General features: G+C 56.9%; 10 protein-coding genes. 7 read left to right on the forward strand and 3 right to left on the reverse strand.

What is annotated here, in order from left to right; genetic code table 11:
- Positions 1-61: 61 nt before the first annotated feature.
- The 7 genes from ACDI13_RS17540 (at position 62) to ACDI13_RS17570 (ending at position 8,830) form a co-directional block, all read left to right on the forward strand.
- Complete coding sequence (locus ACDI13_RS17540) at positions 62-1,180, forward strand: metallophosphoesterase (RefSeq protein ID WP_316989710.1); 1,119 nt, start codon at positions 62-64, stop codon at positions 1,178-1,180.
- Positions 1,170-3,791, forward strand: coding sequence for an AAA family ATPase (locus tag ACDI13_RS17545; protein ID WP_316989709.1), 2,622 nt, complete (start codon positions 1,170-1,172; stop codon positions 3,789-3,791). Before ACDI13_RS17540 ends, ACDI13_RS17545 begins: the two co-directional genes overlap by 11 nt.
- A gap of 29 nt (positions 3,792-3,820) precedes the next feature.
- A complete protein-coding gene (gene rph, locus ACDI13_RS17550) occupies positions 3,821-4,558 on the forward strand; it encodes a ribonuclease PH (RefSeq protein ID WP_026482596.1) in 738 nt (245 codons plus the stop codon).
- 154 nt (positions 4,559-4,712) lie between these two features.
- A complete protein-coding gene (rdgB, locus tag ACDI13_RS17555; RefSeq protein WP_316988196.1) occupies positions 4,713-5,324 on the forward strand; it encodes an RdgB/HAM1 family non-canonical purine NTP pyrophosphatase in 612 nt (203 codons plus the stop codon).
- Positions 5,325-5,328: 4 nt separating this feature from the next.
- Positions 5,329-6,543 carry a radical SAM family heme chaperone HemW gene (gene hemW / locus ACDI13_RS17560; RefSeq protein ID WP_316988197.1) on the forward strand — a complete coding sequence of 405 codons (1,215 nt, stop codon included), beginning with the start codon at positions 5,329-5,331 and terminating at the stop codon, positions 6,541-6,543.
- Positions 6,544-6,769: 226 nt separating this feature from the next.
- The gene (glnA, locus tag ACDI13_RS17565) at positions 6,770-8,182 is read left to right on the forward strand and encodes a type I glutamate--ammonia ligase (RefSeq protein WP_316988198.1); all 1,413 of its coding nucleotides are present in this window, start codon (positions 6,770-6,772) and stop codon (positions 8,180-8,182) included.
- Between the two features lie 186 nt (positions 8,183-8,368).
- Positions 8,369-8,830, forward strand: coding sequence for a GNAT family N-acetyltransferase (locus ACDI13_RS17570; RefSeq protein WP_316988199.1), 462 nt, complete (start codon positions 8,369-8,371; stop codon positions 8,828-8,830).
- 118 nt (positions 8,831-8,948) lie between these two features.
- Here ACDI13_RS17570 and ACDI13_RS17575 read toward each other — a convergent pair whose 3' ends face one another.
- From ACDI13_RS17575 to ACDI13_RS17585, 3 genes are all read right to left on the reverse strand, one after another.
- On the reverse strand, positions 8,949-9,803 hold the full coding sequence (locus ACDI13_RS17575; protein WP_316988200.1) for a LysR family transcriptional regulator: 855 nt from the start codon (positions 9,801-9,803) through the stop codon (positions 8,949-8,951).
- Positions 9,804-10,048: 245 nt separating this feature from the next.
- Positions 10,049-10,837 carry an ABC transporter ATP-binding protein gene (locus tag ACDI13_RS17580; protein ID WP_316988201.1) on the reverse strand — a complete coding sequence of 263 codons (789 nt, stop codon included), beginning with the start codon at positions 10,835-10,837 and terminating at the stop codon, positions 10,049-10,051.
- Positions 10,834-12,498 (reverse strand): iron ABC transporter permease, encoded by a 1,665-nt coding sequence (locus tag ACDI13_RS17585; protein WP_316988202.1) that lies wholly within the window; start codon positions 12,496-12,498, stop codon positions 10,834-10,836. Before ACDI13_RS17585 ends, ACDI13_RS17580 begins: the two co-directional genes overlap by 4 nt.
- Between the last annotated feature and the right edge of the window lie 23 nt (positions 12,499-12,521).

Raw genomic sequence — 12,521 nt, forward strand, 5'->3', positions numbered from 1 at the left:
TCTATACTTTAGGCATTCAAGGCCTGTAAGGGCCGATTTTTTATCATCACTAAGGGCAGTCATGCTACGAATCCTGCATACAGCCGATTGGCAGATAGGTCGCCAGTACTCACGTTTCGAGCTGGAGGACGCGGCCGCCCTGGCTGAGGCGCGTTTCAAGGCTATCGAGAAGCTGGCCGCGCTGGCTACAGAACATCGCGCCGATCTGATTGTTGTAGCAGGCGACGTCTTTGACTCGCAAACCCTGAGCGAGCGCAATCTGCGCCGCAGTTTCAATGCCATGGCCGGTTTCACCGGCCCCTGGCTGCTCCTGCCTGGCAACCATGACGCGGCCTTGAGCGAAAGCGTCTGGACACGTGCGCGCCGCTTGAACTGCATCCCGGACTATGTGCATATTCTTGACAAACCAGAACCATTTTTGCTGGACAGTCTGAAGGTAGCTGTATTGCCAGCACCGTTGACACAGCGCCAGACGTATCAAGACTTGAGCGACTGGTTCGATCAGGCCGAAAGCCCGGCGGGTTACTGGCGCCTGGGCTTGGCACACGGCAGCATCAGCGGGGTGCTGGAGCATCTGGACAGCCATAACCAGATTGATCAAAACCGCGTCCAACGCGCCAGTCTGGACTATCTGGCGCTGGGCGACTGGCACGGCACTGTCAAAATCAACGATCGCTGTTACTACAGCGGAACACCTGAGCCAGACCGCTTTCGGGATAACGATTCTGGACAGGCGTTACTGGTCGACATCAGTGAGCCAGGCGCTACGCCCGTCGTTCAAGTCTTGCCAACTGCACAGCACCCTTGGCGCAGCATCCAGCACCATGTGAATGACGACACGGATCTGGACCTACTGGAGCGGGAACTGAATGCCTTGGCCGATCAAAGTGTGGTGGAGCTGGAACTGTCTGGCCAACTGAGCCTGAGCGGTTTTGAGCGTCTGGAGCACATTCTGGGGCAGGCCCAAGCCCGTTGCCGCGCCTGGGATTGTCAGCGCGATGCCTTGCGCCTTGCTCCTTCCGAGGAAGATCTTAATGCCTTGCAAGCCGATGGCTATCTGCAGGCCGCATTGCAACAATTGCAAGAGCTGCGCCACGGTAGCCAACAGCAGGCGGCTGAAGATGCCTTGCTGATTCTGGCCGGTTTGCTACGCGACAAGGAAGATGGTCATGCACATTAAGTCCCTACGTGTAGAGCAATTCAAGCGTTTTCGCCAGCCCGTATCACTGGACAAGCTGGAGCCGGGCCTGAACATCATCAGTGCCCCGAATGAGGCTGGAAAAAGTACCTTGGCCGAAGCCTTGCGCACGGTTTTTTTCGAGCGTTATGGCACGGGCAGCCTGACGAAAATCCTGCCTTGGGGCGATTCCTCGGCTGCACCAGAAATCGAACTGGATTTCAGTCTGAATGGCCAGGATATGCGCCTGAACAAGCGTTTCTTGAAACGCAAACGCTGTGATCTGTATATAGGCAATCAACACCTGGACAATGACGAGGCAGAGCAATACTTGGCCCAGCAAATGGGCTTTGAGTACGCCTCCAAAGGCAGCAGTCAGGCCCGTAACTGGGGCGTGCCGGGCCTGTTATGGATAGAGCAAGGACAGGGCCAGGACTTGCGCAGCTCGGTTGAACATGCCAGCGGCACCCTGCAACAAGCTTTGGGTAGTGAAATTGCTGATCTGACCAGCGCAGACGGGGATTATCTGATCGAACAGGCCCAGCAACAGTTGGATCAATATGTGACCCAGGCTCACGGACAGCCACGCGGCGTCTGGCTGGCAGCGCAGAAAGAAGCCAAGGAGCTGGAAGAGCAGTTACAGAGCCAGCAATCTGCCTTGCAGCAGTACCGGCAATGGGTGGATGACCTGGCGCAGGCTCGCACGCAAATTGCCCACGCCGAAGCTAACCGTCCTTGGGAACAGTTGCGCGAGCAAGCCAAACAAGTGCAGGTTCAGTTGCTGCAAGCCCGCCAATTGCAAGAACGTGCCAAGGAAGTACAACAGGCACTGACCATGCTGGCAGAGCGTGAAAAGCTCTATCAGCAAGCGGGGGAACGCGACCAGGAATGGGCCAGCCAACGCAGCCTGCGTGCCGAGCAAGTGAAATCCTTAGGCGCCAAGCTGGCGCAAGAGCAGGGCACACTCAATAGCCTGAGCCAGCGCCTGGAGCAGGCCCGTAGCTATAAAGATGCCAGCCGGCAGGAGCAGGAACGCGCCCGTACCTGGCAACAATGGTTTCAGGATCAAGCCAGTTTTGAAGGCGTCCAGCAGCAATTGCAGCAGGTGCAAGGACAGTTGGAAGAATTGTGCAAGCTGGAAACCCAGTTGGCACAATGCGGTGCCGCCTTGGTGAAGTTAAAAATCAGCGACGAGGCACTGGATCAATTGCGCCAGCAGCACCAACTGATTCAACGCTTGCAGCACCAGTTGGAGGCCATTTCCACCGAACTACAAATCGAATTGCAAGATGGGGCTAGCCTGTTGTTGGATGCCGAGCCCATTCAAGGCCAGCACCGCGCCCATCTTAGCGTCAGCACCCTGATTGAGCTGCCAGGAATGGGCCGGCTACGTATCATTCCCGGTGGCCGCGATCTGGGCAAAGTGCAACAGCAACTGGCACAAACCCAGCAGGATTACGCACAGGCGCTTGGCAAACTGGGTGGAAAAAGCCTGGAAGAACTGGAGCGCCGCCGCGAACACTATCGGGAACAAGAGCAGCAAGACCGACTGTTGCGCAGTTCCATGAAAGCACTGGCCCCACAGGGGAAAGCGCATTTGCAAGGTCTGGTTCAGGCAAGCCAACAGCGCGTAGCCCCGCAACGTCCACAAGGTCAGGTCATCGCGGCCTCGGAGCTGGGCCGTATCGCCCAAGACGCGACGATGGCCGAACAGCAATACCGTGCGCTGGAAAGCGACTGGCACGACGCCCGCGAAGCCGTCGCCCGCACTCAAGCCCGTCTGGAGCAGGCTCAGGCTGAAGCCGATAGCTTGGAACAGCAATGGGCTGATCCGCAACGCCAGCAAGCGCAGCAGGAGCGCGAGCAGCAATGGGGACAACTGCGCCTGCAACGCGAGCAGCAACTGGCCGATCAAAGGGCTTTGGAAACCGAGCTGGCCACCTTGCCCGTGTCGGTTCTGGAGCAGGACCTGCAACGTCTGGAGCGCAGCGCCCAGCAGCAGGAGCAAAGCTATCACGAGGCCCGTCTGGTCGCCCAACTGGTGCAAACCAAGCTGGAAACCCACGGTGCGCAAGGCCTGGAAGAACACATTGACCAGACCTCGTTGCGTTTGCAGGATTGCCAGCGTCGTTGCACCACTTACGAGCGCCGTGTCGCCGCCCTGCGCCTGTTGCTGTCTGTCCTGCGAGAGCAGCGCAATGCCTTGACTCAGCAATTGCACGAGCCTTTGCAAAAACACATCAATCACTATCTGCGCCTGCTTCTGGGCAAAGCGCGGGTGGAGCTTGACGACCATCTGGCTCCACGCTGGTTGCAACGCGATAGCGGCCAAGGCCTGGCTGACGATATTGATGGTTTGAGCTTTGGCGCACGCGAACAAATTGGCCTGATTGCCCGTCTGGCCTATGCGGATTTGTTGCAACAGGCTGGACGTCCTACCTTGCTGATTCTGGATGACGTGCTGGTCCACAGTGACAACGATCGCCTGGGGGCCATGAAGCGCATTATTCACGATGCCGCCCAGCGCCATCAAATCTTGCTTTTTACCTGTCAGGCCGACAAGTGGATGGACATGGGTGTGGCGCTACGGCCCGTGCCGCAAGGCGTACAATAAGCGTTTTGAATTTTGTCCGGAGCCTAGCCTTGTCTGAAAACGCTACGATTGCACGCCCTTCGGGTCGATCTGCTGCACAATGCCGTCCTATCGAGTTGGTAACGGGTTTTACCCGTCACGCCGAAGGCTCGGTACTGATCCGTCTGGGGGAAACCCATGTTCTGTGCAATGCCAGCGTGCTCGATAAAGTCCCTCCCTTTCTGAAAGGCAAGGAGCAGGGCTGGGTAACGGCGGAATACGGCATGCTGCCTCGCTCCACGCACACCCGCTCGGACCGTGAAGCGGCCCGTGGCAAGCAAAATGGCCGCACCCAGGAAATCCAGCGTCTGATCGGCCGCAGCCTGCGCGCCGTCTTCGATCTGAAAGCCCTGGGCGAGCGCACCATTCACATTGACTGCGACGTTCTGCAAGCCGACGGCGGCACCCGCTGCGCCAGCATTACCGGCGCCTGGGTCGCCGCCAGTCTGGCCGTACGCAGCCTGCAGGAGCAGGGCAAACTGCAAGCCTCGCCCATTCTGGATCAACTGGCGGCCGTTTCGGTCGGTGTGTTTGAATCCAACCCTGTGCTGGATCTGGATTATCTGGAAGACTCCGCTTGCGGCGTGGACATGAATATCGTCATGACAGGCAGCGGCAATCTGGTGGAAGTGCAGGGCACCGCCGAAGGCCAGACCTTTGCGCGCCCCACCTTGAACCGCTTGCTGGATCTGGCCGAGCAGGGCATTGCCGAGCTGATGCAAGCCCAGAAACAGGCCTTGCAGGGCTGATCACGATGAAACGGGTCTGTCCTGCTTCCTGCGCGACACCGCCAGGCGACGGGGCACACTGCTATTGGAACGCCGTCCCCTGCAGCACACACTGCCTGGCACGGCGCCTTGCCATTTTTTACTGAACAAGGCGCTTTGCCGCCTGCTGCGACTTATGAACACTGAATCCAAGCGTGTTGTCCTGGCCTCCAACAATGCCGGCAAGCTCAAGGAATTTTCCGCCATCCTGGCCCAGGCCGGTATCAGCATGGTTCCCCAAGGCCAATTGAACATCCCCGAGGCCGAGGAACCCTTTGCCACTTTTATCGAGAATGCGCTGGCCAAGGCCCGTCATGCCAGCCAGTTAAGCGGCTTGCCCGCCCTGGCCGATGACTCCGGCCTCTGTGTGCGCGCCCTGGACGAGGCCCCCGGTGTGTACTCCGCGCGCTTTGCCGCCCGCGAACTGGGCGGTGAAAAGTCCGACTCTGCCAATAACGCCTTACTGGTCCAGCGTCTGCAAGGACAAAGCGACCGCCGCGCCTGTTATGTGGCCGTTCTGGTGTATGTGCGCCATGCCCAGGATCCACGGCCCATTGTGATTGAAGGCGTCTGGAAAGGGGAAATTCAGGATCAACCCGCTGGCGAGCACGGCTTTGGCTACGACCCCCACTTTTATCTGCCCGAGTTCAAGCAAACCGCGGCGCAGCTCTCGCCGGAAGTGAAGAACCAATACAGCCACCGGGCACAAGCCATGCAAGCCTTGTTGACCCGCCTGGCCGCCGAGTAAAACCATGACTGCTTTCTCACCCGAGGTGCGCATTCGGCCTGGCTCCGGACCGGCAACGCTGCTGCCCAGCCTGCCGCCCTTGTCCGTCTACGTGCACGTGCCCTGGTGCGTACGCAAATGCCCGTACTGTGACTTCAACTCACACGAAGCACCCGCTGAATTGCCCGAAAACGAGTATCTGGACGCTTTGCAGGCCGATCTGGAACAAACCTTGCCGCTGGTCTGGGGCAGACAGGTAATTTCCGTATTTATCGGTGGCGGCACGCCCAGCCTGCTGTCGGCACAGACGCTGGACCGCATGCTGGCCTTGCTGCGTTCCCACCTGAACTTGCTGCCCGACGCAGAAATTACGCTGGAAGCCAATCCTGGAGCCTCGGAAGCCTCGCGCTTCATGGATTTTGCGCAAAGTGGCGTAAACCGGATCTCTTTGGGCATTCAGAGCTTTAACGATGAGGCCCTGAAAGCGCTGGGCCGCATTCACGACAGCCAGCAAGCACGGCAAGCCATTGAGGCCGCCATGAAAGCCGTAGACCGCGTAAACCTGGACGTCATGTACGCCTTGCCGGGGCAGACCCCAGCGCAATCCGAGCAGGACATTGTGCAGGCCATGTCGTATGAGACGGAGCACTTGTCGCTCTACCATCTGACGCTGGAACCCAATACCGTCTTCGCGAAATACCCGCCTGCCTTGCCCGATGACGACGATAGCGCCGCCATGCAGGACCGCTTGATCGAACTGACTGCCAGCCGTGGCTGGAACCAGTACGAGATCTCGGCCTACAGCAAGCGCGGTGGCCATAGCCGCCATAACCTGAATTACTGGGAGTTTGGTGACTATATCGGCATAGGCCCAGGCGCCCACGGCAAACTGTCCTTTCACGACCGCATTATCCGTACCGCCACCACCCGCAGCCCGGCGCAATGGATGCAGAATGCCATCAAGCGCGACGGCAGCCACTATGCGCACAACGCCCGCGTCACGCCCAAAGAGCTGCCTTTTGAGTTCATGCTGAATGTGCTGCGTCTGAAAGAGGGCGTACCTGCCCAGTACTTCCAGGAACGCACGGGCGTACCACTTGCGCAGATCCTTCCCATCATCAAGCTCAATATCGAGAAAGGTTTGCTGGCTGCCGACCCGGTTCGTGTTCACACCACCGATTTAGGCTGGCGATTCTTAAATGATTTACAGGAATCATTCCTGCCAGATGAAGGCTCCTGACATTTAATTGTTTATTTAAGACATTTTTTATTGTGCATCTGCACAATTGCTCTACAATTAATTTCTGGTAAGTCCTATGCCATAACGAATTTATCGATGCCGGTCTGTTTGCATCAATTCAGTCCCGATTTTGATAAGCGTGTTAAAGACCTGCCTTAGTGGGTTACACAATGATCCGCGCCACTCCTCCTCACTTTTTGTTAACGTCATTGACGCTGGAGTAATCATGTCCTCCCCCGAAGATGTTCTGAAGATCATTGCCGAACGCGAAATCACGTTTGTCGATTTCCGCTTTACTGATACCCTGGGCCGCGAGCACCACTTGACCACCCCCGCACACGCGGTGGACGAGGATCGCTTTGAGTCGGGTGTCGCTTTTGACGGTTCTTCCTTGCCTGGCTGGAAAGGAATTGAAGCCTCGGACATGTTGCTCATCCCGGACGCCAAAACCGCCCGTATGGACCCGTTCCGTGAAGAGCCCACCCTGATTCTGACCTGCGATGTGGTCGAGCCTTCCGATTTGAAAGGTTACGACCGCGACCCACGTTCGTTGGCCAAACGTGCTGAAGCCTACCTGCGCTCCAGTGGTTTGGGCGATACCGCGTACTTTGGTCCCGAGCCAGAGTTCTTCGTGTTCGACGGTATTACCTGGAACGACGACATGTCAGGCAGCTTCGTGAAGATTCGTTCCGAAGAAGCCCCCTGGTCGCGCGGTCTGGAACTCAATGGCAACAACCTGGGGCACCGTCCTGGCGTCAAAGGCGGCTACGTTCCTGTGTCGCCCACAGATTCGTTTGCAGACCTGCGCTCCGAAATGTGTTTGCTGCTGGAACAACAGGGCGTTCCTGTTGAAATCCATCACCACGAAGTGGCAGCCCCCGGCCAGTTGGAAATCGGTACTCGCTTCTCGACCCTGGTCGAACGTGCAGACTGGAACCAGATCCTGAAATACACCGTCCACAACGTGGCGCATGTGTATGGCAAAACAGCCACTTTCATGCCCAAGCCTGTCGTCGGTGACAACGGCTCTGGCATGCACGTACACCAGTCCATCTGGAAAGACGGCCAGAACTTGTTTGCCGGTAACGAATACGCCGGTCTGTCCGAGTTCGCCTTGTTCTACATTGGCGGCATCATCAAGCACGCCCGTGCCCTGAACGCCATCACCAACCCCTCAACCAACTCCTACAAGCGTCTGGTTCCGCACTTTGAAGCTCCGGTCAAGCTGGCATACTCCGCCCGTAACCGTTCGGCCTCGATCCGCATTCCTTACGTCAGCAACCCCAAGGCACGTCGTGTGGAGGCCCGCTTCCCCGATCCAATGGCCAACCCTTACCTGGCTTTCTCGGCCTTGATGATGGCCGGCCTGGACGGTGTGCAAAACAAGATTCACCCCGGTGATGCCGCCGACAAGAACTTGTATGATCTGCCACCCGAAGAGGATGCAAAAATCCCAACCGTTTGTGTGTCACTGGAACAAGCGATCGAGTCCCTGGACAAAGATCGCGAATTCCTGACTCGTGGCGGTGTGTTCAGCAATGAAATGCTGGACGCCTACATCGAGCTGAAACAAGCCGAAATCACTCGTTTGCGCATGGTGCCGCATCCGGTTGAGTTCGACCTGTACTACGGCCTTTAAGATGGAAGGCGCTGGCTTTGGCCAGTACGAACAAAAGGAGCGGCTTTCGGGCCGCTCTTTTTATAGGCTTACCATACCTCGTTATTCCTCTGTCGCCGCAAGGACGCTGCCAACTTGTACTTGCAACTCGTACTTAGACAATCAACCATACACAATCTATAAATCACTATCGTCATGGAAGTAGAGATGGACCTGGTTTTTCAATGGAAACGGCTGGACGATCTGTCCACGCGGGAAATGTACGCAATCATCCAGGCTCGCGAAGCGGTGTTTGTGGTGGAGCAACAGTGCGCCTACCAGGACGTGGACGGCCTGGATCTGAATTCCTGGCATTTGTCAGTGTTCAACGACAATGAGTTGGCGGCCTATGCCCGCGTCGTCGCGCCCGGTTTGAAATATGCCGAACCCTCGATTGGCCGTGTCCTGACCTTGGCCAGGTTCCGCAGCCTGAAGATTGGCTATGCGCTGGTGGCTGAGGCCATTCGCTTTACAGAAGCCCTGTATCCAGGCGCAGGCATACGCATTGGCGCACAGGCGCATTTGCAGAAGTTCTACGGTTCTTTAGGGTTTGAACCTGTGGGCAAGGTTTACGAAGAGGACGGCATTCCTCATATTGATATGCTCAAACCGAGTGTCCTTGTTCGATAAGCCCATTAAATAGCATGGCGATAGCAACGTTTGACTTGCAAGAACAAGTCTCAAGACATTCGATACCCGGCAACAAGCGACAAGTCATAAGCATCTGGCTTCAAATCTAGTTTGTCCTTCATCCAGGCAAAGCGAAAATATCGTCTTGCTCCTTCAAGTACTCGATCAAGGCACGCGCCGAGTTCGACAAGTGCCGTCGATGCGTATAGGCCAGCACCAGCCGTAAAGGGGCGGGAGGCAAGGGCAGGGGAACGGGAACCAAACGCCCTTGGGCAATGTCTGTCTCGCATCCTTGACGCGCCAACAATGCAAAACCCAAGCCTTTGACGGCAGCAGCGCCAGCCAACAAACCACTATTGACACGAAAACGGCTGGGAACATTCAGAACTTGAAAGCGACCATCGGGCAAAACGAACTGCCAGGCCAGACCATCCAATGCCGTATCGGTCGTAATGCAGGGCAAATACTCCAACTCTTCCAGACTGCCAGGCATGCCGTACTGCTCGATCAAGGCAGGCGCGGCCACAACCTGGCAATCAAAAGAGCAGAGCTGCTGCACGACCAGACTGCTATCCGGCAAAGCACCCCGGCACATCAACAAAGCCAGATCAAAATCCTGCATCAGCACACCAGGGCCTTCCAGATTGGTCTGACAATGCTGCTCCAGATCCGGATGTTGCGCCGCAAAATTCGCCAGAACACCCGCCAATAAAACTGGCCCCACCTCTGATGGAATGCAAATCCGCAAGCGTCCCGACAAACGGGTACGCTGATCCAGCAAATCCTGCTCAGCCTGCTTTAAGGCTCCCCACCAGGGCTGGACCGTATCAAACAGGCCTTGGCCCACGCTGGTGAGGCGTAATTGCCGGGAGCTGCGCTCTAGCAAACGCTGCCCAATTTGCCGCTCCCGTTGCGCGACATGGCGGCTGACACTGGAGGTCGGTAAATCCAGCGCCTGCGCTGCGGCCGTCACTGCGTATCTTGCTACTACTGACTGCCCTGGTCGCCCTTGCCTTGCCCGTTTTCATGCGATGTACAGCCGTCAAACGCACCGCACTTTGCCGTAGGAAGGCGACAGAACAGGGTTCCCCTTCGGAACGCGCACTGCTCAAACGCAACGGTTAGGAACGGGGCGAGTGGGCTGGTCGGTGCCTGTTCTGTATTCAAAAAGCATTGATATCGACAAGCGCGAGCGGAAATGCGCCTGTGTAGATGGTTCTACAGCTCCGCAGGTTCTCCACGCAAGAAGGCCTGAGCCCGCTGCGCCATGATGGCTTCACGGCGAACAAAATCCGCCACGAACTCGTTTACGGGGTGGTGGTGCAGGCGGTAAGGAGTGTCCCATTGAACAATCTTGCCAGCTTGCATCACACCAATACGATCGGCAATCGCAAACGCTTCAGCCTGATTATGCGTGACTAGAATCGCCGTCATACCTGCGCCTTTCAGAATGTCGCGTACCTCGAAGGCAAGGCGTTCGCGGGTGTCCACATCCAGATTGGAAAAGGGCTCATCGAGCAACAACAGAGAAGGTTTAGAAGCCAAGGCTCGAGCCAAAGCCACGCGCTGCTGCTGGCCACCCGATAATTCATGGGGATAGCGTTGCGCCAAACGGGCCAAATCCACCAGCTCCAGCATTTCCAGAACGCGGGCCTGACGCTGGGCTTTATCCCATTTACGCAAACCGAAGGCCACATTCTTCTCTACTGTCAGGTGAGGAAAGAGGGCGTAGTCCTGGAACATCATGCCCACATGGCGATCTTCCGGCGGTACTTGCTGAGACACAGCCGACAAGACACGGCCATTCAATAAGATATGTCCGGCCCGCAAGGGCTCGAAACCGGCAATCGCCCGCAAGACCGTCGTTTTTCCACAGCCCGATGCCCCTAGCAAACAGCCAATCTCCCCTTGGGGTAGATGCAGGCTGAGCTGATCAACGACTGGCCGAAAGCCTTCAGATGTTTCATAGGACAGGGTAACTGCCTGCAAATCCAGAAAATCATTCATGATGTGCGGGGGCCAGTGGCCATTAATTGAGTACGCGCCAATAAAATAACGGGGATCAAACCAGCCACAACAATGGCCAAGGCGGCAACCGCGCCTTCCTCATACGTCCCACGAGCCGCTTCCGCATACAGCCACGTTGCCAAAGTCTCGAAATTCATCGGGCGCAGCAACAAGGTCGCAGGCAGCTCTTTCATGGCATCCACAAAAATAAGCAGGGCAGCAGCCCCCATGGCGGGCCGCAGCAAGGGCAGGTGTACGCGTTTGAGCGTGCCAGCCGGGGTTTCGCCCAATAAACGGGAAGCTTGCTCCAAAGAAGCAGGGATACGAGCCAGACCCGCTTCAATACCACCAATCGAGATCGCCAGAAAACGCAGGGTGTAGGCCAGGACCAAGGCCAGCGTGGAACCCATCAGCAACAAACCCGTTGCCGAAACACCAAACCAGGACATGACGTGATTGTAGAAAGAGTCGAACATGACTAAAGGCGTCAACAGCCCAATTGCCAGCACCGTCCCCGGAATGGCATACCCAAGACTGCTGATACCGGCCAGAAAACGGGGCAGACGCGGCTTGCGCCCCGAACGTACGGCACGAGCTGCCCAGGCGACGATCAGACCACAGATCAAGGTCGTCAGGGTTGCCAGAGCAGCGATATACAAGGTGTTCCAGGCGCTGCTCAGCAATTGGGCTGACACGCCACCAGCCAAGCTTACATGCTTGATCGTCTCATTTAACAAATACAAGGATGGGGCGATAAAGCCGACCAGTACAGGGGCCACACCCAAAGCAATGGCAATACAGGCAGCTGAGCCTTTCAGCCGCGTAGGCCGAATCGGTTCAGAGCGTTGATTACTGGAATAGGCTTGGCGGCGACGACCATAACGCTCAATGCTGATTAACGCTGCCACCAAACAGAGCATGGAAACGGCAATTTGCGCCGCACCGGCTAAATCCGAGCGCGTCACCCACGTGGTGTAAATAGACACGGTCAGGGTCTGCACGCCCAGAAACTCGGAAGCACCAATATCGTTCAAGGTTTCCAGCAAAGCCAGGCTGACACCGACCGCAATGGCAGGGCGAGCCATGGGCAAGACAACACGGAAAAACACACTGCGACCTGATTCCCCCATAATGCGGGCCGCCTCCAACAGGCTGGCCGATTGCGTGGCGAACATGGCGCGCGTGCTCAGATAGACGTAGGGGTAGAGCACCGAGCCCAACAAGAAAATCGCGCCACTCAAAGAACGCAGATCCGGCAAACGAAATTCGCGTGGGCTGCTATAGCCCAACACATAGCGAATGGCAGACTGAATCGGGCCAATCGGATGCAGCAAATCCAAATAGGCAAAGGCCACGATATAAGTTGGAACAGCCAGTGGCAACAACAAAGCCCATTGCAAGATTCGTCGTCCGGGAAACTCGTAGGCGGTAATCAGCCAGGCTGAACCAACTCCCAGACAGCTCACGACCACGCCTACCCCCAGGAGCAGCAGCAAGGTATTGCTCATGGCGTGGGGCAGAACAAACTGGAACAGATGCGACCAGTGCTCGGTCGAGCCGCCCAAGGCGTGAGTCAACAAGGTAATGACAGGCGCAGCCACGATCAGGGCAATCACAGCAGCGGCCAAAGACCAAGGGGGCAGACAACGAAAAAAGGGCATTATGAAAGGCTAGGTATTACAGG

Origin of the sequence: Alcaligenes faecalis, from assembly GCF_041521385.1 — a bacterium.
GTDB classification, from domain to species: Bacteria; Pseudomonadota; Gammaproteobacteria; order Burkholderiales; family Burkholderiaceae_B; genus Alcaligenes; species Alcaligenes faecalis_E.

Bases quoted from the DNA above. Each gene is read 5' to 3' on its own strand.
- ACDI13_RS17540 (WP_316989710.1), top strand. From the start codon at position 62: ATGCTACGAATCCTGCATACAGCCGATTGGCAGATAGGTCGCCAGTAC.
- ACDI13_RS17545 (WP_316989709.1), top strand. From the start codon at position 1,170: ATGCACATTAAGTCCCTACGTGTAGAGCAATTCAAGCGTTTTCGCCAG.
- rdgB (WP_316988196.1), top strand. From the start codon at position 4,713: ATGAACACTGAATCCAAGCGTGTTGTCCTGGCCTCCAACAATGCCGGC.
- hemW (WP_316988197.1), top strand. From the start codon at position 5,329: ATGACTGCTTTCTCACCCGAGGTGCGCATTCGGCCTGGCTCCGGACCG.
- glnA (WP_316988198.1), top strand. From the start codon at position 6,770: ATGTCCTCCCCCGAAGATGTTCTGAAGATCATTGCCGAACGCGAAATC.
- ACDI13_RS17570 (WP_316988199.1), top strand. From the start codon at position 8,369: ATGGACCTGGTTTTTCAATGGAAACGGCTGGACGATCTGTCCACGCGG.
- ACDI13_RS17580 (WP_316988201.1), bottom strand. From the start codon at position 10,837: ATGAATGATTTTCTGGATTTGCAGGCAGTTACCCTGTCCTATGAAACA.
- ACDI13_RS17585 (WP_316988202.1), bottom strand. From the start codon at position 12,498: ATGCCCTTTTTTCGTTGTCTGCCCCCTTGGTCTTTGGCCGCTGCTGTG.